General features: G+C 38.7%; 15 protein-coding genes and 1 riboswitch. Of the genes, 2 read left to right on the forward strand and 13 right to left on the reverse strand.

Annotation, left to right across the window (positions count from 1 at the left end):
- Window positions 1–72 precede the first annotated feature (72 nt).
- The 5 genes from ACM40_RS01540 to folE form a co-directional block, all read right to left on the reverse strand.
- The gene (locus ACM40_RS01540) at window positions 73–2,727 is read right to left on the reverse strand and encodes a 4-alpha-glucanotransferase (RefSeq protein ID WP_048501095.1); all 2,655 of its coding nucleotides are present in this window, start codon (window positions 2,725–2,727) and stop codon (window positions 73–75) included.
- A gap of 148 nt (window positions 2,728–2,875) precedes the next feature.
- A complete protein-coding gene (locus tag ACM40_RS01545) occupies window positions 2,876–4,042 on the reverse strand; it encodes a T9SS type A sorting domain-containing protein (RefSeq protein ID WP_048501096.1) in 1,167 nt (388 codons plus the stop codon).
- Window positions 4,043–4,283: 241 nt separating this feature from the next.
- Window positions 4,284–5,750, reverse strand: coding sequence for a cysteine--tRNA ligase (gene cysS, locus ACM40_RS01550; RefSeq protein ID WP_048501097.1), 1,467 nt, complete (start codon window positions 5,748–5,750; stop codon window positions 4,284–4,286).
- 120 nt (window positions 5,751–5,870) lie between these two features.
- The gene (locus ACM40_RS01555; RefSeq protein WP_048501098.1) at window positions 5,871–6,302 is read right to left on the reverse strand and encodes a DinB family protein; all 432 of its coding nucleotides are present in this window, start codon (window positions 6,300–6,302) and stop codon (window positions 5,871–5,873) included.
- A gap of 5 nt (window positions 6,303–6,307) precedes the next feature.
- Window positions 6,308–6,976, reverse strand: a complete 669-nt coding sequence (gene folE, locus ACM40_RS01560; protein WP_048501099.1) for a GTP cyclohydrolase I FolE — start codon at window positions 6,974–6,976, stop codon at window positions 6,308–6,310.
- An 89-nt stretch (window positions 6,977–7,065) separates the two neighbouring features.
- Between folE and ACM40_RS01565 the strand changes: the two genes are divergently transcribed.
- A complete protein-coding gene (locus tag ACM40_RS01565) occupies window positions 7,066–8,220 on the forward strand; it encodes a hypothetical protein (RefSeq protein ID WP_048501100.1) in 1,155 nt (384 codons plus the stop codon).
- A 51-nt stretch (window positions 8,221–8,271) separates the two neighbouring features.
- On the opposite strand, the gene metF is transcribed toward ACM40_RS01565, so the two are convergent.
- The 7 genes from metF to ACM40_RS01600 all read right to left on the reverse strand — a co-directional run bounded on the left by metF (window position 8,272) and on the right by ACM40_RS01600 (window position 17,887).
- Window positions 8,272–9,231 (reverse strand): methylenetetrahydrofolate reductase [NAD(P)H], encoded by a 960-nt coding sequence (metF, locus tag ACM40_RS01570; protein WP_048501101.1) that lies wholly within the window; start codon window positions 9,229–9,231, stop codon window positions 8,272–8,274.
- Between the two features lie 46 nt (window positions 9,232–9,277).
- Window positions 9,278–11,938: a methionine synthase gene (gene metH / locus ACM40_RS01575; protein WP_053077083.1), complete on the reverse strand. Its 2,661-nt coding sequence runs from the start codon at window positions 11,936–11,938 to the stop codon at window positions 9,278–9,280.
- A 7-nt stretch (window positions 11,939–11,945) separates the two neighbouring features.
- Window positions 11,946–13,037, reverse strand: a complete 1,092-nt coding sequence (locus ACM40_RS01580) for a fatty acid desaturase family protein (RefSeq protein WP_048501102.1) — start codon at window positions 13,035–13,037, stop codon at window positions 11,946–11,948.
- A 92-nt stretch (window positions 13,038–13,129) separates the two neighbouring features.
- Window positions 13,130–14,140: a homocysteine S-methyltransferase family protein gene (locus ACM40_RS01585; protein WP_048501103.1), complete on the reverse strand. Its 1,011-nt coding sequence runs from the start codon at window positions 14,138–14,140 to the stop codon at window positions 13,130–13,132.
- 23 nt (window positions 14,141–14,163) lie between these two features.
- A complete protein-coding gene (locus tag ACM40_RS01590) occupies window positions 14,164–15,324 on the reverse strand; it encodes an O-succinylhomoserine sulfhydrylase (protein WP_048501104.1) in 1,161 nt (386 codons plus the stop codon).
- Window positions 15,325–15,408: 84 nt separating this feature from the next.
- On the reverse strand, window positions 15,409–16,947 hold the full coding sequence (locus ACM40_RS01595) for an ACT domain-containing protein (protein WP_048501105.1): 1,539 nt from the start codon (window positions 16,945–16,947) through the stop codon (window positions 15,409–15,411).
- Window position 16,948: 1 nt separating this feature from the next.
- Window positions 16,949–17,887, reverse strand: coding sequence for an alpha/beta fold hydrolase (locus ACM40_RS01600; RefSeq protein WP_048501106.1), 939 nt, complete (start codon window positions 17,885–17,887; stop codon window positions 16,949–16,951).
- Window positions 17,888–17,945: 58 nt separating this feature from the next.
- Window positions 17,946–18,052: riboswitch (SAM riboswitch) on the reverse strand.
- Window positions 18,053–18,238: 186 nt separating this feature from the next.
- On the opposite strand from ACM40_RS01600, the gene ACM40_RS01605 reads away from it, so the two are divergent.
- Window positions 18,239–20,854 (forward strand): MGH1-like glycoside hydrolase domain-containing protein, encoded by a 2,616-nt coding sequence (locus ACM40_RS01605; protein ID WP_048501107.1) that lies wholly within the window; start codon window positions 18,239–18,241, stop codon window positions 20,852–20,854.
- Window positions 20,855–20,914: 60 nt separating this feature from the next.
- Here ACM40_RS01605 and ACM40_RS01610 read toward each other — a convergent pair whose 3' ends face one another.
- Complete coding sequence (locus tag ACM40_RS01610; protein WP_048501108.1) at window positions 20,915–21,334, reverse strand: OsmC family protein; 420 nt, start codon at window positions 21,332–21,334, stop codon at window positions 20,915–20,917.
- Window positions 21,335–21,406: the final 72 nt, after the last annotated feature.

Raw genomic sequence — 21,406 nt, forward strand, 5'->3', positions numbered from 1 at the left:
AAAAAGAAGTTAAATCCTAAGATCAAACTTCTTTTAATTTAAAGTTAACTAACTGATAATCAAATGTTAAATTTACATTCTTCCACTATCTTTTATCCAATAGGCAATTTTTTGATTGAAAGACTCTTTCTCTTTGAGATCTTCAAGCTTTACATGCATCCTGTAGCGCCAGTAATGCGGGAAAACTGCAGGATTATTGATCCTTTCGTTATCCATATGCGGGTTGGTCAGCTCCGGGTCAGTAGCCAGAAATTCCTGGATCGGAAAGACAGCCAGCATTGCTTCTGTGTAAAGGTGTTGCTTCATAATAATCTCGGCAAGATGGGAGTCCATTTCATCCGGAGCTTTTCCATACTGAACCAGCTGTTGGTTAAAATATTTCTGTGTTAGTGCAGGGTCTTCTTTCCACCATTGTCTCAGTGTTGAGCTGTCATGCGAAGAGGCGGTTACCACATTCATATAATCAGCTTTTTTAGGGTTATAAAACGGAATATTTTCCGATGGCATCCTTTGCACCTTTAAAGCAATAATAGCCAGCTCATCCATTACAACAGGAACACAGGCAGGAACCATTCCCAGGTCTTCTCCGCAAATGAGCATTTTTGTTGCATTAAGGATAACCGGAAGTTTTTCCATTGCTTTTTCATACCAGAGATGATCCTGTCTTTTGAAGAAATAATCATGGTAAAGGTCATAGATCGCCTTTCTTTCCCATTCTGAAAGATGGGCATAGGAATCGGTATTGAATACATTAAATCTTGGGTGATAAACCGTTTCGCCATTTCTTTCTTCAGGAAGAAACAATACGTTGGCACACAAGGAAATAAGCTGATCTTCCAAAGAACCTCTAGGATTCTTTTTGAAATATTCCGACAGTTTTCTTTGGGTATCAAATTCTTCTTTGAATGAGTAAGTTCCATTATTATTGTTGTCAATAAATTCAAATACCTTACTGCTGTCTTCTCCGAAATAGTTCCACAAAATCCTGTCGTTGATGAAAGGTTTACAATACCTGTTGAAATCAAAAGGAATATGCCTTGCTTTAAATTCGTCCAGAACAACAGGAACTGCAGGATAAAAATACCCTAAAATTCCCTGTGTAGCAGAAACCGGCATTCTCCATATCCTGAAAAAACCTAGGATATGGTCGATTCTCATGGCATCGAAATACTGTTCAAGTGCTTTGAACCTGTTTTTCCACCAGCGGTAATCATCCTCTTTCATGGCTTCCCAGTTGTAGGTAGGGAATTCCCAGTTCTGACCCAGCTCTGTAAACTGATCCGGCGGTGCTCCGGCCTGGAAATCCATCCCGAAAAGTTCAGGTTCGGTCCATGCTTCTACGGAATACCTGTAAATGCCAATCGGAAGATCTCCTTTTAAGGAAACTCCTAAACTGTGCGTATAGTCTACAGCATCTTTTAATTGCAAATGAAGCTGATACTGCACCCAGGCATGGAGCATTGAAGCATCATAATCCTTACTTTTTGTAGTGAAGAACTGTGATATTTTACCTGCAATATATTTTTTGTGGGTTTTCCAGTCGTTAAAATTGGGGGTTTTATATTTATCTCTGAGTACGCAGAAAGCAGCATAAGGAGTCAGCCAGTAATCATTGTCTTTGATAAATTTCTTAAAGTTCCTGTCTTTATAGATTTTCTCTTTTTCTGCATTGAAAGCAGCTTTTAAAAACTTCCATTTACCGGAAATCATCTTTTCGTAATCAATAAGGTCCAGAGCATTTAAGGCTTCTTTTTCATCCTGATACTCAGAAACTATTTCTTCCGGTAAAGCAAAATCCAGATTTTCCAGCGAAATATACTGCGGATGCAGCGCATAAACAGAAACTGCGGCATACGGGTAAGAATCTGTCCATGAATAGTTGGCCGTAGTATCATTAATCGGAAGGATCTGGATAATTCCCAGATTGGTTTCTTTCGTCCAGTCTGCCAGTTTTTTAAGATCGGAAAATTCTCCTACTCCAAAACCGCTCTCGCTTCTTAAAGAAAATACGGGAACTGCCACACCCGCATCATGGTACATCTGGTAAGACTTAAATTTAAAGTAATGGTTGGAAACAATCTGAAGTACATCTTTAAGTGTATTGGCAACCGTGAACCTGTTCTCACCGGTCTCCACATCAATAATTCTTACTTCTTTTTTACTGTAAATGCAGTATTTAAACTGAATAAATTCGTTTTCAGGAATTTCAACGGAAGTCTCCCAGATTCCAAAATCTGTCTGCGAAAGGCGGATCGCCTTGTTGTAATCCCAGTTTCCTAAAGAGGCCGTGCTTCCAAACAGGGCAATTTCCCAGTCCGGATTGTAAACAGGTGCCTCAATTCTGAATAAATGAGTATGCTTTTTTAAAATGACAGCCTTTTCCGGAACAAACTGATTGAGCTTATTGTAAAGAATTTTATTGTTTAAATAATTTTCAGGAAAATTTTTATTGTTCCATTCATCGAAAATAATAAATTCCTTGTAGTTGTGGGAGAAATTGAGATTGTGCAGCACAAATTCTTCTCTGAGAATATTGCCTTTTTCATCGGCAAGCTGATATTTATATGAGATTGATTTTGAGAAATAATCCACTTCACATTTCCAAATCCCATTTTCCGCATTAAACATGTTATGAGTCTGGATAACAGCACTTTCGCCATCCACAATCATAAGCTGCAGATTCTGTCCGGGCATTGCATTATATCCTGCATTAAAGTATAGCTTCATCTATATTTTTTTTATAAAAATACATTTTAATATCGAAAAATAAAACTTATTGAAGATCAAATAATCATTAAAAAAACCTTTCCAAAATAACTTGAAAAGGTTTACATTTTATTAGAGTTAAAGGAATTTACCTCAATAATATAAGCTGTTATTCGGTAACAATAATTTTTTTACTTAATAGTACTCTGCCGGATTCATCTGCAATGTTGACAATATAAGCTCCGTTTATCAAATTTTTAAGAAGCACCTGCTGACTGAGTGAACCATCTTTAACAGAAAGATCCTGTTTGCTCACATTTTTTCCGGAAATATCAAAAACACTAAGCTTCAGATGTCCTTTTACAGATTTGTCGTTTACATTAACATTAATGACATGCTCATTTACCCTGGTTGGAAAAATATCAATATTTGCCAGGGCATTGACTGGAGAAGTTCTGTCGTTGGCAAAATACCTGCTCGCCAGATCATAAATATGTGGTTTTTCTCCACCCGGAAGAGCTTTTGCCTGCAATGTCTGTAAATCTACCTCATACAAACTATCACCTTTAGCACTTGCAATGACTACTTTTCCTTTGGAATTAACGGCAGACCCATTTACTGAATAATTATCCGGGATACCGGAAATTTTACCTACAAATTTTGCTTTTAAATCCTTTGTCGTTACTTTAAAAACATTTCCTGAAGCTGAAAAAACATAAAAATTATTTTCAGCATCTGCTATCATATCACCTCCGAAGCCGGTTTCCATTGCCGTGAATGAATTCTTCCCGTTGGAGACATCATCTGTAATAATCCCAAGATCGCGGACGGTATACTGATCTCCCTTTTTGCCGATCTGCAATAACTGTGTTCCTGCATTATTAAGAGCATAGATATTTCCGTCATATCCTGTAGCCATTCTTGTGATATGAGAATTGATATCACAGGATGTTACTTTTGAAACGGTATTTTCAACCAAAGTGATTTCCTTTGTTTTCGCATTCAAAACATAAATATTTGAGGAAAACATCGGCATATACACAAGGTTATTGTTCGACGGGTCATAGGCCAGAGCCGCCATTGTCACTGCCTGGGAATGGCTGTAGGAATTTTTATCTTCCGCTACCCAACCTTTTCTATCCTGGGAAAATACTTTTGCTGCCATTTCGGACGAAAACACTTTCTCTCCGGAAGATCCGTTTGCCGCATCCATGACACGGAAATCACTAAACACTATGCTGGAGGTATCTTTTCCGGCAATAGCAAAAAAGTCCTGCTGTGCCTGGACATTCGCACCAAGCACAAGCAGAAAAAGAGGGAATAAATGTTTCTTCATACAATGTAGAATTTAGATTCGTGATCATTTTAGTTATAACTAAGTTACATATTTTACCAATTAAATGACAAAAAAATATTAGCATTTGCATAATATTTACAATCATTTAATGTAATCTTTAAAATAATAACAATTGAAATCTATTATTCCTTATATAAAAAACTCCCGCAGACCACACAGATTACAGCAGATGATCTGCAGAATCCATGTAACCGGCGGGAGCCTGTTATTTATTGGAGATTTAATTCAGAACGTAAGTTGTTCCGTCTCTTCCGTCTTTTAATTCAATACCTTCGGCAAGAAGCTTATCCCTGATCTGGTCCGAAAGATCAAAGTTTTTGGATTTTCTGGCCTGGTTTCTCAGTTCTATTAAAACTTTCAAAGTCTGGTCAAGCTTCTCATTATTATTTTCTTCAATATTCTGGAGTCCCAAAACATCAAATACAAACGCGTTCAGCGTCGATTTTAAATCTTCAAGATCTCCAGCAGTGATCGTTTCTTTACCATCATTTAAAGCAAAAATATATTTTACAGCTTCAAATAAGTGGGCGATAAGAATCGGAGAATTGAAATCATCGGTCAGGGCATCATAGGACTTAGTCTTCCACTCTTTAAGATCAAAACCGGATTGTTTTTCATTGTCCGGAGTGACTGAGTTTAATACTTTAATGGCTTCCATTAATCTGATAAACCCTTTTTCGCTCGCGATCATTGCATCATTGGAAATATCCAGCACACTTCTGTAATGTGCCTGCAGGAAGCAGAAACGCACGATAGTAGGGTGAAAAGGCTTTTCAAAGAAGTCGTTTTCTCCGGTAACCAGCTGCATAGGAAGAATATAGTTTCCTGTAGATTTACTCATACGCTGGGAATTCATTGTCAGCATATTGGCGTGCATCCAGTAATTAACCGGAGCAACATCATTGCAAGCTTTTCCCTGTGCAATTTCACATTCGTGGTGTGGGAATTTCAAATCCATTCCGCCGCCGTGAATATCAAATTTTTCACCTAAATATTTAGTGCTCATAGCTGTACATTCAAGGTGCCATCCCGGAAAACCTTCGCCCCAGGGAGAATTCCATCTCATAATGTGAGCGGGAGATGCTTTCTTCCAAAGGGCAAAATCCTGAGGATTTTTCTTTTCACCTTGTCCGTCAAGGTCACGTGTATTGGCAAAAAGCTCTTCGATATTACGTTTTGAAAGTTCACCATAATTCAGTCCTCTTTTATTGTATTCCAGAACGTCAAAATATACGGAACCGTTACTTTCATAAGCAAACCCTTTTTCTATAAGCTTTTGGGTAAGCTCGATCTGTTCCACGATGTGGCCCGTAGCCGTAGGTTCAATATTGGGAGGAAGAAGGTTGAACATTTCCAATACTTTATGGAAATCTACGGTATACTTCTGTACAATTTCCATAGGCTCCAGCTTTTCCAGACGTGTTTGTTTCACGAATCTGTCATTTTCGACATTTCCGTCGTCTGTAAGGTGCCCGGCATCGGTAATATTTCTTACATATCTTACTTTATACCCCAAATGCATCAGGGTACGGTAGATAAAATCAAAGGAAAGGAAGGTTCTTACATTTCCCAGATGCACATTGCTGTACACGGTAGGTCCGCAGACATACATTCCTACGTTTCCTTCTAAAATGGGTTTAAATATTTCTTTCTCTCCTGTAAGGGAGTTATATAGTTTTAATTGCATTTTTTTAAGTTAAAAGATTCAATGATTAAGGAATTAAAAATTAGTTAAAATAATTTTAACCACAACAGATAATTGTTGTAAGAAAAATTTTATTGGAAACTTTTTTAAATATAACCATTATTAAATAGCTTTTAAATGATACTGCAGATGATCAATATAATCCTGAATAATATATTCTAATGTGAAAGTCTGAGGAACTGTTTTTGTGGTATCACAGGTTCTCTGCAAAGCTTCATCAGGAATATTTTCTACAGTATGAACGATCTGAAAATTCAAAGATTTCCAAAGAGTAATCACTTCTGAAACCGGAACATTCTGATAATTCTGCGCTTTTACCCAGAAATCCTGATCATAAACAATATTGTCGTTCTCCTTATATTGTATAACCACAAATCTACGGATATTCGTCAGTGCGCTGTCGCAAAGATGACCTAAAATTTCTTTTTTAGACCATTTTTCCGGTGAAGGTTTATAAGACCATTCTTCCTCAGAAATGGTTTCGAATCTCTGAAGTTCGGCGTCGACAATATTTTTAAGGATCTGGTAATTCATTTTTATTAATAATCAAGTTTTGCATGACTTCCCACATAATGAAGGAATTCCTGTCTGGTGATCGGGTTGGTTCTGAAAATTCCGCTTAATTCTGCCGTGATGGTAGAACTTGCCGTATCTTTTATTCCTCTGCAGTTCACACATAAATGTTTTGCATCAATAATGCAGGCCACATCTTTAGTACCCAGCGCTTCTTTCAGAGCGTCTACGATCTGCATAGTCAGTCTTTCCTGAACCTGCGGTCTTTTTGCGTAATAATCCACAATCCTGTTGATCTTGGAGAGGCCAATCACTTCACCGTTTGAAATATAGGCTACGTGGGCTCTTCCGATGATCGGCAGAAAGTGGTGTTCACAAAAAGAATATACGGTAATATCCTTTTCCACCAGCATCTGGCGGTATTTATACTTATTGGAAAAAGTGGAAATTCCCGGCTTGTTTTCAGGAAGAAGTCCTCCAAAAATTTCATTCACGTACATTTTGGCCACACGTCTCGGTGAATCCTTCAAAGAATCATCCGTCATGTCCATCCCCAGCGTTTGCATAATTTCACCGAAAAGTTCGGTAATTTTTTCTATTTTTTCCTGTGGCGATTTATCAAATGCATCTTTCCTAATAGGCGTATGTTCTTTTCCGGTGAAAATATCATCGTCGTTATCGGTAAAATCAACCATTTTTATTTAATTTGCAACAAAAATACGGATAAAATCTGTTCATTAATTTCATTTTGAACGAAAAACATTATCCTTTCTCAACTTAGCCTATGATTATCGTCGAAGAAGTACAGAACGAAACCCAGAAAAAGGAATTTTTAGAATTTCCTGCAAAACTTTACCGGCAAGATAAAAACTACATAAGACCCCGAAACCAAGACATTGAAGAGATTTTTGATCCTGAGAAAAACAGATCATTCCAGAATGGAGAATGCACACGATTCTTATTTAAAAACAAACGAAATGAAACGGTAGGAAAAGTAGCGGTTTTCATCTCCGATCTTTATGAACAAAAGCAACCAACCGGAGGAATTGGTTTTTTCGACTGTATCCATGACCAGAAAACGGCTGATTTTATTTTTGATCACTGCAAAATCTGGCTTCAAAAACGAGGTATGGAAGCAATGGACGGACCGATTAACTTCGGGGAACGGGATAAGTTCTGGGGACTTCTGACGGAAGGTTTCGATGAACCGCTTTTCGGAATGAATTACAATTTCCCTTATTATAAGCAACTGTTTGAAAACTATGGTTTTAAACTGTATTTTGAGCAGCTTTGCTTTTCGAGGCCTATTTTCGCAGATGTTTCCCGGATTTTCACACTCATGCATACCAAACACAGCAGAAATCCTGCAATCTCTGCAAGGCCAATGACGAAAAATGCTCTGCCTAAATTTGCAAAGGATTTCACAGAGATTTACAACCAGGCCTGGGCAGCCCATGGTGAAGGAAAACAGCTTGAAGAAGACAAGGTTCTGAAAATGTTCAATACGATGAAGCCTATTATCAACGAACATATTTCCTGGTTTGTGTATGAAAATGAAAAGCCTATTGCCATGTGGATGAATCTTCCTGATGTGAACCAGTGGTTTAAATACCTCAACGGTAAGTTCGGAATTTGGGAAAAGCTGAAATTTTTATGGATAAAACAATTCGTTAAGAATGAGAAAATGATAGGGTTGGTATTTGGTGTTGTTCCTGAATGGCAAAAGAAGGGAATCGATGGTTACATGATCTGGGAAGGAACCCAACATCTGAGAAAGCATACGGATTTTAAAACGACGGAACTTCAGTGGATTGGTGACTTTAATCCAAAAATGATAAAAATAGCGGAAAGTCTTGATACTACTATAACCAGGAAATTAACTACCTACCGGTATTTATTTGACCGCAACAAGGAATTTGAGAGACATCCTTTCCTGTAAAATAAAAAAATCCTGCTGTCTCACAGCAGGATTCCTTTCATTGATACTCTATTAGAATAGCTCACCGGCTACTTTTTTAATATTGTCACTTTTCCCCATGGAGTAAAAGTGCAGCACAGGAACTCCAAAATTCAAAAGTTCCTTGCATTGGGTAATGGCCCATTCTATCCCGATCTGCTTTACAGCTTCATTGTTCTTAGCATTTTCCACCTCGTTGATAAGTTCTTCAGGAAGATCTATTTTGAATACCTGCGGAAGAATTTTGAGGTGCTTTTTCGTTGCAATCGGCTTGATCCCTGGTATGATAGGAACGGTAATACCCATTTCTCTGGCTTTTGTCACAAATTCTATAAACCTTTTATTATCAAAAAACATCTGTGTAACGATATAGTCTGCTCCGGCATCTACTTTTTGCTTGAGCCATTTCAGGTCATAATTCATGGAAGGGGCTTCCATATGCTTTTCGGGATAACCGGCTACACCAATGCAGAATTTATTAAGTTCATCACAGGCTGTCTCATCATTGTGAAGGTATTTTCCTCTTCCCAGATCATTGATCTGGTGAACAAGATCCATTGCACTGGCATGACCTCCCGGTGTAGGCTCAAAGTACTGATGTCCTTTCATCGCATCACCTCTTAAAGCCATAATATTATCTATTCCCAGGTACATACAGTCTACCAGAAGATATTCTGTTTCTTCTTTGGTAAATCCTCCGCAAAGTAAGTGCGGAACAGTATCTACATTATATTTATGCTGAATGGCCGCACAGATCCCTAAGGTTCCGGGACGCATTCTGGTGATACGGCGTTCCATCAGCCCGTTACCTTTGTCAATGTAAATATATTCTTCTCTAGAGGTCGTCACATCTATAAAAGGAGGCTTAAATTCCATGAGCGGATCTATATTCGTGTAGAGATCTTCAATTCCGATTCCCTTTTGAGGCGGAACCACTTCTAAGGAGAACAGGGTCTTACCATTTGCGTTTTTAATATGTTCGGTGATCTTCATTTTATAGTTTAATTATTATTTTTAGCTTTAATAGGAGCTGATGCTTTTAATCTGCCAGATTAGGAGACAGCCACTTTCTAGCTTCCTGAATACTACAGCCTCTTCTCTGTGCATAATCTTTCAACTGATCTTCGGTAATTCTTCCAAGACCGAAATATTTGGCATGGGGACTCCCAAAATAATATCCGGAAACTGATGCTGTAGGAAACATGGCCAGGCTTTCAGTAAGGAAAACGCCGGTATTTTCTTCTACTTTCAAAAGATCCCAGATGGTTTTCTTTTCCAGATGATCAGGACATGCAGGATATCCCGGTGCAGGACGAATTCCTTTGTATTTTTCTGCGATGAGTTCTTCATTGCTTAAATTTTCCTGGTTGGCATAGCCCCAGTATTCTGTTCTTACTTTTTTATGTAAAAATTCTGCATAAGCTTCTGCAAATCTGTCGGCCAGGGCTTTTACCATGATGGCGTTGTAATCGTCATTGGCTTTTTCATATTCTTCTGAAAGTTCATCTGTTCCGAAGCCCGTAGTCACACAGAATGCTCCTACATAATCTGTCTTTCCGGAATTTTGCGGAGCGATGAAATCACTTAATGCCAGATAATCTTTTCCTTTGGATCTTTGAGCCTGCTGCCTTAACGTCAGGAATTTTGCCTGTTCCTGATTATTTTCGTCAAAGATTATAATATCATCCGTTTCATTGGAGTTCGCTTTGAAAATCCCGAAAACTGCTTTTGCCTTTAACAATTTTTCATCGAGAATTCTTTTCAGGATAACCTGAGCATCTTTAAATAATTCTTTGGCCTGAATTCCCACTACCTCATCTTCCAGGATGTCCGGGTATTTTCCGTGCAGATCCCAGCTTCTGAAGAATGGTGACCAGTCTATGAAAGGAAGTAATTCTCTTAAATCCTGATCTTCAATTACAGTCCCACCTAAATTATTTGGTGTAAAGATTTCTTCACTTGCCCAGTCGATAGAAAAATGGTTTTGCCTTGCCTCCTCAATGGAAACATAATCTTTATCAACCTGTCTGTTGAGGAATTTCTCACGGAAATCGGAGTATTCATCTTTCAGTTCTGAAACATAATCTTTATTTCTGTCGCCCAATAAAGAACTTACTACATTTACCGCTCTGGAGGCATCATTTACATGAACTACAGCATTTTTATATTTTAAATCAATCTTTACGGCTGTATGTGCTTTTGAAGTGGTAGCTCCACCGATCAATAATGGAAAATCCAGGTTTTGTCTTTCCAACTCGGAAGCAATGTAGACCATCTCATCAAGACTTGGTGTAATTAATCCGCTTAATCCAATAACATCGACTTTTTCTTCAATCGCAGTCTGGATAATTTTTTCTGCCGGAACCATTACTCCAAGGTCTACGATCTCATAGTTGTTACAGCCCAGTACAACGCTCACAATATTTTTACCAATATCATGAACATCGCCTTTTACTGTGGCCATCAGAATTTTTCCGTTGGCAGGCCTTGAGCCGTCTTTTTCAGCTTCAATATAAGGCTGCAGGTAAGCAACGGCCTTTTTCATTACCCTTGCAGATTTTACAACCTGCGGAAGGAACATTTTTCCGCTTCCGAATAAATCTCCTACAACACCCATTCCGGTCATCAGGTTAATTTCAATAACATGAAGAGGCTTTTCCGCCTGTTGTCTGGCTTCTTCCACATCTTCTTCGATGAAACGGTCAATTCCTTTTACTAAAGCATGGGTAATTCTTTCCTGTAAAGGTCTTGTCCGCCATTCTAAATCTTCAACGATTTCTTTTTTGACGGATTTATGCTTTTCGGAATAGTCCAGAAGTCTTTCTGTTGCATCATCTCTTTTATCAAGGATTACATCTTCTACAAGCTCCAGAAGTTCTTTATTGATCTCATCGTATACTTCCAGCATAGACGGGTTTACGATTCCGATATTCATTCCCGCCTGAATAGCATGGTAAAGGAATACGGAGTGCATCGCTTCTCTTACCGTATCATTACCACGGAACGAAAAGGAAACATTGCTTACACCACCGCTTACGGAAGCATAAGGAAGGTTCTGTCTTACCCATCTTGTGGCTTCGATGAAATCAATGGCATTTCTTCTGTGCTCTTCCATTCCGGTTGCCACAGGGAAAATATTCAGGTCAAAAATAATGTCTTCAGCAGGGAAGCCGACCTGATTAACCAAGATATCATAGGAACGTTTTGAAATCTCAAGTCTGCGATCATAATTGTCTGCCTGGCCTGTTTCGTCAAACGCCATTACGATTACAGCTGCACCATATCTTTTAACAGCTTTTGCCTGTTTGATAAATTCTTCCTCACCACCTTTAAGGCTGATGGAATTGACTACGCATTTACCCTGTGCTACCTGAAGTCCGGCTTCAAGAATTTCCCATTTGGAAGAGTCTATCATAATAGGGATCCTTGAAATATCCGGTTCTGAGGCTATCAAGTTCAGGAATTTGATCATGGAAGCTTTACCATCAATCAGTCCGTCATCAAAATTCACATCAAGAATCTGGGCACCGCCTTCTACCTGGTGGCGGGCAATATCGAGTGCTTCCGAGAATTTCTCCTCTTTTATCAGTCTTAAAAATTTTTTGGATCCGGCAACATTGGTTCTTTCACCAACATTGATGAAATTACTCTCCGGGGTTATAATAAGGGGCTCAAGGCCGGATAATCTTAAATATTTCATTATTTGTCTATTCTTCTAAAATATAATAGGCATTGTTCGCATTCTGCCGGAGCAGATCCACATGTTTACCTAAAGCAGTGAAAATTGGAAATCTTTTGTAAGATAAATGGTGTTCTTTTGCAAATTCTTCGATCTCTTCTGTGATCTCGTTATAATACATATAGCTGTAATTCGGGAAAAGATGATGAGCGACGTGGAAATTAAAGTTTCCCAAAACATTTCTCACGAACCAGTTGTTTTCTCTCAAATCATTGGTTACCTCAAACTGGTGACGAAGCCAGCTGAACGGAAGCCCGTTTTTCGCATCCAGTTTTGGAAAAGCATTATCAGGAAGTGGATGCAGAGGCAACAGTACAAACAACGCAAAAATACTTGCCACTATTACCTGGAGAAACCATGCTCCCAATGCCAATCCTACAGATACTTTAAAAAACAGGACAGGAACTGCAATCTGGTAAAAGAAATAGAAGAGTTTATAGCTCACCATTTTTACTTTTTCAATAAGAGGAATCGAGCCCTGGGTCTTTAAAATCACCCTTTCATTATCAAAAAAATCTCTGAAATCCCTGATAAACATCCAATTAAAAAGATAAAGAGGATATACCAGAAAGAAAAACCGGTGCTGAAACCTCTGAACTCCCTTTGCCTTAATCCATGGAATAATTAAAAGAAGGCCGCTCTGCTCTATATCGGTATCCCATCCGTCCACATTCGGATAGGCATGATGGCTGGCAATATGTCTTTTTTTCCAGATGTACGAATTGGCTCCTACAAGGTCGAACATATGCAGTAAGAGTGAGTTTAGCCTTTTACTTTTATAAATGTTATTATGAGCAGCTTCATGGATCAGGTTCAGGTAAATGAGTACCAGAGAAATCCCCATCAGAACAAAACTTCCAATATACATCCATGATCTACCTGCACTGAATAAAGCAATACAATACAAAGTAAAATAGATCAAAGGCAGGATTACTGCTTTGATCTGAATATAGATATCCCTGTTTTCTGAAATGTTCTCTATCCGCTGATTCACTCTGTTTCTTAGTTCATTAAAAAGTTTAATATCATCTGAGTTTTTTAAGTAACTAGGCTTTTCCATAATGTTAAATTTTGCGATTTACTTAAAGTTAACATTTTATAATCAAGCACTTACTTCATATTTAATTTAAAAAATCTATTATTTTTTATAAATCAAACAAATTTTTCCAATTTTCTTGGGGAATATTCCGCTACTAGATCTGCTATGGCTTTGATGTGATCCGGAGTGGTCCCGCAGCATCCGCCTATGATGTTTATCAATCCTTTTTCCACATATTCTTTGATCTGTCTGGCCATATCTTCCGGCGTTTCATCATATTTCCCGAAAGCGTTGGGAAGTCCGGCATTAGGATAAGCAGATACATAGAATTCTGAATTATGAGCTAAAGTTTCCAGATAAGGGGTAAGCTGATCAGCACCGAGAGCACAGTTGAAGCCTACACTCAATAGGTTCAGATGTGAAACTGAAATCAGGAATGCTTCTGCCGTCTGCCCGCTCAAAGTTCTTCCTGAAGCATCCGTAATCGTTCCTGAAACCATAATGGGAATTTTGATTTTTCTTTCTTCCTGAATTTCATCGATAGCAAACAAAGCTGCTTTTGCATTCAGGGTATCGAAGATTGTTTCTACCAGAAGAATGTCTGAGCCGCCATCCAGCAAAGCTTCACACTGCTGCTTATATGCTACTCTTAGCTCTTCAAAGGTAATAGCCCTGTATCCCGGATCGTTCACATCCGGACTTAGACTTGCCGTTCTGTTTGTTGGCCCTATCGAACCAGCAACAAATCTTGGTTTATCCGGATTTTGAGCTGTATATTCATCACAGGCTTTTCTGGCAATTTTCGCAGACTCAAAGTTCAGCTCATATACCAGATCTTCCATATGATAGTCTGCCATTGCAATAGTAGTTCCGGAGAAGGTATTGGTTTCTATAATGTCTGCTCCTGCCTCAAGATATTTCTTATGAACTTCCTCAATGGCCTGAGGCTGCGTAAGAGAAAGCAGGTCATTATTTCCTTTTACCGGATGTTCCCAGTCTTTGAAACGTTCGCCACGGTAATCTTCCTCTTCAAATTTGTAACGCTGAAGCATGGTTCCCATAGCACCGTCAAGAATTAAAATTCTCTCGGATATCGCCTTGTATAATTGTTCTGAATTTTTCATTTTCTACATTTTAGCAAATTGAATTAATCTAAGGCCTGTTTTAAATCTGCAATAATATCATCAACATGCTCAAGTCCTACAGAGCAACGTACCAGCCCTGCGGTAATGCCTACTTCATTTCTTTCCTCATCGGTCAGTTTTGAATGGGTAGTGGATGCAGGATGGGTTACAATAGTTCTGGTATCTCCAAGATTGGCAGAAAGTGAGCACAGCTTTATTTTATCTAAAAAGTTTCTTCCACCTTCTATTCCACCTTTAATTTCGAAGGCAACGATATTCCCGCCTAATTTCATTTGTTTTTTAGCTATTTCATAACTTGGATGGGAGGTCAGGAACGGATATTTCACCAACTCTACATTGGGATGATTTTCTAAAAACTCAGCTACTTTCAAAGCATTTTCGCAATGCTTTTCAACACGGATGGCAAGCGTTTCAAGACTTTTCGATAACACCCAGGCATTGAAAGGTGACATTGAAGGTCCTGTATTTCTTGCAAACAAGTAAATTTCTCTGATTAAATCCTCTTTTCCGACTGCTACTCCACCCAGTACTCTCCCCTGCCCGTCAATAAGTTTCGTGGCAGAATGCACAACAATATCTGCCCCATATTTAATGGGCTGCTGAAGATAAGGGGTAGCAAAACAGTTGTCTACAATAAAGATCAGGTTATGCTTTTTTGCAATCTGTCCGAAAAATTCAAGATCCAGAATTTCAATAGCCGGGTTGGTAGGCGTTTCAAGGTATAGAATTTTTGTATTGGGCTTAATATATTGTTCAACATTTTCAGCATCCCCGGCCTTAAAATAAGTAGTTTCTATATTCCATTTCGGAAAATACTTGGTAAATAAGGTATGCGTAGATCCAAATACCGACTGGCAGCTTACGATGTGGTCACCGGCATTCAGTAAAGCAGCAAAAGTTGAATAAATAGCCGCCATTCCTGTTGCAAATGCATATCCGGCTTCTGCGCCTTCCATTTTTGCAATTTTATCCGTGAATTCGGTTACGTTCGGATTTGAAAAGCGGCTGTAGAGGTTTTTAGGTTTTTCTTCGGCGAAGCTAGCCCTCATATCTTCCGCATCCTGAAAAATAAAGCTGGATGTAAGGTATAAAGGGGTTGTATGCTCATCAAACTGAGTTCTTTCAGTCTGGGTTCTTATCGCAGATGTTTCAAAATTTTCCATATTGTTTTAAAATGTAGCAATGTAGCAGTTTAGCAATGAGATTATTGGTAAACCGATACGTTGTTAAATTGTTATATTAAATTATTATTTCGTTTCACTTACTCTCAGAATATCTCCGAAAACTCCTCTCGCCGTTACCTGAGCTCCCGCTCCCGCTCCCATAATCACAATAGGGTTTTCTCCATAACTTTCCGTGTAAATCTCAAAAATGGAATCTGAGCCTTTCAACTGCCCTAAAGCTGAACTTCCCGGTACGGAAACCAATTTTACATCAAGCTGGCCTTTATCTTTCTGAAGATCACCGTGAAGATCACCCACGTACCGAAGAACATGCCCCGGTTCCTGTCCTTCTTTAATTTTCTGGTATTCATCATCCAGCTCTTCCAGTCTAGAGATAAATTCATTTTTCTCAATGGAAAGAAGGTTTTCAGGAATTAAATTCTGGATATTGATATCCTGGAATTCATTAATCAGATCCAGTTCTCTGGCCAGGATCAGAAGTTTTCTTGCCACATCGTTTCCAGAAAGGTCTTCACGTGGATCAGGTTCTGTAAATCCTTTTTCCATTGCTTCTCCTATGATGGTTGAGAATTTATCATTTCTTACAGAAAAATTATTGAAGATATAGCTCAATGACCCGGAAAACACTCCTTTTATTCTTGTGATATTTTCTCCTGAAAGATGTAACAGTTTTATAGTATCAATTAGCGGAAGACCTGCTCCAACGTTGGTTTCATACAGATAACGTCTGTTGTTTTTGTTCAACGTATATCTTAGTTTACGGTATTCTTCAATGGGAAGCGTATTGAAAATTTTATTGGATGAAACCAGGTCAAAGCCGTTCTCAGCAAGCGCATGATAGTTTTTTACAAAATCTTTGCTTGCTGTATTGTCTACCACGATCAGGTTTTCCAGCTGGTTTTCTTTTGAGAAGCTGATCAGCTCATCAACGTTTGAAGGGTGTTCTGCCGTTAAAACCTCATCATTCCAATTCGTATTAAATCCTTTTTTATTGAAGGCAATTTTTCTTGAGTTGGCTACTGCAACTACCTTAAGATCGATTTTCTTACGTCGCCTGATTTCTTCGGAAGACTGTAAAACCTGTTCAATTAAAGTCTTTCCTACATTTCCATGACCTATGATCGCTAAATGAACGGTTTTAGGCTTTTTGAATATTTCTGATTCAATGATATTTTTTGTCTTCTCGTCCTGCGAAGAGGTCACTACGATATTGACTCTTTTTTCTGCCGCTACCTGATTCAAAAGAAGTGGAAAAACATTGTTTCTTGCCAGCTCTGCAAGGACTTTATTGAAATCTTCCGCCACAAATCCAAGTACGGAAACATTATTAATGCTGTAAATCTGTGAAACTTTGCCTGACTTTCTTTCAGCTTCAAACTCATCGATCAGACAGGTAACTGCTTTTTCTGCATCCGCTTCATTCACCAGAATGGAGATCCCATTTTCAATAGCCTGCTGGGAGATCACTCCCACACTGATACGCGCCAAAGTAAGCGCCTTAAAAATTCTTCCATCAATACCGATTTCCCCCAGGAAATCTTCTCCTTCAAATTTGATAATTGATCTGTTCTTTAAAAACTTTATTTCGTTAGCATTTCTCATTCTACAAAATATTTTTTATGATTGTATTTAATTGTTTATATTCCATCAGGAAGGCATCATGCCCGTGAATTGACTGTATTTCATGATAGAAAACCTCTTTGTTTTTCTCTTTCAACTTCTCAAAGCACATTCGAATTTCCGATGCAGGAAAAAAAAGGTCTGTATCTACTGCAATAAGATGTATTCGTGCATTTATTTTTTGCATCTCCGATTCTTCGGTGTTAATATTCATCAGCAAATGATTCATCAGTTTGTAAGCTTTCAAACTAAATCTTTCGTTTAATGAATTTCCGTGATAAAGGAGCCAGTCTTCAGATTCCAATCTCTGCTTTTCCGGGTCGTATCTATTTTGAAATCTGTCATTTAAAGATTGAGGTGTTCTGTAACACAGCATCGCATGGATTCTTGCTTTCTGCAGGGGCTCATCATTTCCGTTTAACAGGAATTTCTGAACCAGGCATTGTGCATGAAGCCAGTCGTGGGTTTTGAAATCGCAGGCAATAGGAATAAAGATTTCTGCCAGTTGTGGTTGTTTGGCAAGCATTTCCCACGCGATTCCTCCTCCGAGAGAGCCTCCGATAATGGCGTATAAATTTTTGACATGTAAAGTTCCAAGGCCTTTCAGGAATATTTCAGCAATATCTGATGGGGTGAAATCTTCGTATTCGTCAATTAAAAAGTCATCAAATCCGTTTCCGGGGATATTGAAACACAGAACAGTATATTTATTTGTATCAATGACCTGGTTTTCCCCGATCAGCTGCTTCCACCATCCTTTTTCTCCGGAAACATTTGAATTTCCCGTCAAAGCATGATTGACCAGTATAATGGGAGCTGAAAACAAGTCTGGCCCGAAGATCTGATAAGTCAACGGGATATGGTATTCCTTTTTGGAATGGGTTTGATACGAAAGATTAATATAGTTTAGTTCTGTTTTCAATTCTATTATTTTAATACAATTGAAAATGCCACAGGAAATGGCTGAAAAGAACTTCAGTGAGTTATCTGTCCAAAATAAATTGGTAGAACGTAGCACCTTCTCTGCTTGCACAAAGGGTTGCTAAGGTTTCATAGGGTCTAATCCCTCAACCTTTCTTGATAACATTTTCAATATTTGAATGAACGCACTGCAAAGATATGTTTTTTCTTTTAATTTTTTCAAAAAAAATATTTAATATCAAAAAAACCAGTAATAACAAGTGTTTCAAGGCTATATTAATAATTATTCAGATGGAAGGAATTGGAATTATTTTTCAAAAAAACTAACTTCGTACTTGAAAAGTGATGAAATATGACTGTTGAAAAAGAAAGATTACAAGATTCCAAATGGAAAAACTGGGGGCCATATGTCAGTAACCGACAATGGGGAAATGTACGTGAAGATTACAGCCCGAATGGAAATGCCTGGCATTACGCCAATCATAATAATGCAGAAAGTTATACCTATCGTTGGGGCGAAGAAGGCATTGCGGGAATCTCTGATGTGAAGCAGATCTTCTGTTTTGCCTTTTCCTTTTGGAATAAAAAAGATAAGATTATAAAAGAACGTTTTTTTGGATTAAGCAATCCTCAGGGTAACCACGGGGAGGATATCAAAGAAATCTTCTATTATTTAGATAATACGCCTACCCATAGTTATATGAAAATGGTGTACAAATACCCTATCAATGCGTTTCCTTATGATGATCTTGTTGCCGAAAACGGCAGAAGAAGCAAAAAGGAACCTGAATATGAGCTGTTTGATACAGGAATTTTTGACAATGATGAATATTTTGATATTTTCATTGAATACTGTAAAGGCGATCACAATGATATCCTTGCAAGGGTAACTGTTCATAACAGGAGTAATGAGGATGCTCCCATCGTCATAGCCCCGACTGCCTGGTTCAGAAATAACTGGAAATGGGGATATAACACCTATAAAGGCCAGATGAATGCTGCGTATGACGGATGCATAGATGTTAACCATGACAGTATTTCAATCAAAAAGTTTTATTCAAGAAACAGGGTGGCCCAGAGTGCTTTCTGTGAAAATGAAACCAATACGCCTAAATTATATGGAGCGCCTTATCCGGGTAATACCTATTTTAAGGACGGAATCAATGATTATATCATTTATGGAAGCAATACGGTAAATCCGGAAAAAAGAGGTACTAAAGCTTCTTTTATCATTGATGAAATGATAGGCGCGGGACAATCCAAAGTTTTTGATTTCAGGTTGTGTCCTGAGGAAACGGATGAACCTTTTGCCAATTTTGACGAAATTTTCAGCATAAGATCTGCCGAAGCTGATGAATTCTACAACGAAGTCCAGAGCGAAACAACGAATGAAGACGAAAGAAATGTTCAGCGGCAGGCATTTGCAGGTCTTCTGTGGAATAAGCAGTTCTATCATTACAATGTAGGAAAATGGCTGAAGGGTGACCCGAACCATGAAGCTCCGAGAAATTTTAATGAGTATGTAAGAAATACGGAGTGGAACCACCTTCACAATAAGGACATTATCTCTATGCCCGATAAATGGGAATATCCGTGGTATGCGACATGGGATCTGGCATTTCACTGCGTTCCTTTTTCTATCATTGACGGAGAATTTGCAAAAGGACAGCTTCTGCTTTTAACCAAAGAATGGTATATGCATCCGAATGGGCAGCTTCCCGCTTATGAATGGAATCTGAGCGATGTGAATCCACCGGTACACGCATGGTCCTGTTTCCGGGTTTTTAAAATTGATGAAAAACAAAATGGCAAGCCCGATCTTTTATTCCTCGAAAAAGTATTCCAGAAGCTTCTCCTGAATTTTACCTGGTGGGTGAACCGTAAGGATAAAAACGGTAAGAATATATTTGGCGGCGGTTTCCTTGGCCTGGATAATATCGGGGCTTTCGACCGTAATATGGAACTGAAAGACGGCCAGCACCTTGAGCAGGCTGACGGAACGAGCTGGATGGCTATGTACGCTCTTAATATGATGCGGATTGCTATGGAGCTTGCGCAGTATTATCAGGTGTATGAAGATATGGCGATCAAGTTTTTTGAGCATTATCTCTACATCGCGGAAGCCATGGAAAACTTAGGAGACGGTAAAGAAGGCTTATGGAATGAAGAGGACGGCTTTTTCTATGATGTTCTGCAGCTTGGCAACGGAGACAGTGTTTCTTTGAAACTGAGGAGTATTGTCGGCTTGATTCCTATGTTTGCCGTAGAAATTGTAGATCATCATCTGCTAGATAAAATGCCGAATTTCCAGGCAAGAATGGAATGGGTATTAAAGAACAAGCCGGAACTTACCAAACTGGTTTCTCACTGGGACGAGGAAGGACAAGGCAGAAAACACCTGATGAGCATTTTACGGAAGAACAGGCTGACAAAGGTTTTGAGAAGGATGCTTGATGAGAATGAATTCCTAAGTTCTTACGGAATACGCGCCATGTCAAAAGTATACGAGGAAAATCCGTTTGTATTCTCTGTTCACGGTACGGAAAATGTGGTTTATTATACTCCTGCGGAAAGTGACAGCAGGATGTTTGGAGGTAACAGCAACTGGCGGGGCCCCATCTGGTTTCCGATCAATTTCCTGATTGTGGAAAGCTTACAGCGTTTTCACTTTTACTATGGCAATAGCTTAAAGGTTGAGCTCCCTACCGGAAGTGGCGAAAAGAAAAACCTGGATGAAGTGGCACAAAATATCAGCAGAAGGCTATGTTCCCTATTCTTGAAGGATGAGGATGGACAAAGGCCTTTCAATGGAGGCAATGCCAAGTTTAATTATGATGAACATTTTAAGGATTACATTACTTTCTTTGAATATTTTCACGGAGACAATGGCCGCGGTGTAGGAGCTTCCCATCAGACGGGATGGACAGCAACGGTTGCCAAGCTTATGAAACCGAGATTAACAGTATAAAATAAAAAATAAAGATTCCGGCCCGAATGGGCCGGAATCTTTTAATTTCTTACAGCTATATTAAACTTTCTCTCCGTTAACAAGAACTTCATATCCGATTTCTACATTCGGCTCTAAAGTTTTTGATACGGAACAATATTTTTCAAAGGATAATTCCGCCGCTTTTAGCGCTTTTTTAGGATCTATCTTTCCTTCCAGCAGAAATTTCACCTTGATTGATTTAAAAGGTTTTGCATCTTCTACCTGAATTCTTTCCCCTTCTACTTCTGCCTGAAAACCTGTAATTTCCTGGCGTTGTTTTTTCAGAATAGAGACTACATCTATTCCACTGCATCCGGCCACGGCCATCAATACACTTTCCATAGGAGAAACCCCTTTGGCTCCCGGCTGTGAGGTATTGTCCAAAAGAATTGAATTCCCCTGGGAATTGGTACATTCAAATAGAAAGTCGTCGTTGAGTCTGTTCAGTGTTATTTTCATTGTGTGAATTTATATTTCAGTATTTTCCAATATTCTTGTTCAAATATAAAAAACTTTATGCATTAAACTCTC

Source organism: Chryseobacterium sp. BLS98, from assembly GCF_001045445.1.
GTDB lineage: Bacteria > Bacteroidota > Bacteroidia > Flavobacteriales > Weeksellaceae > Chryseobacterium.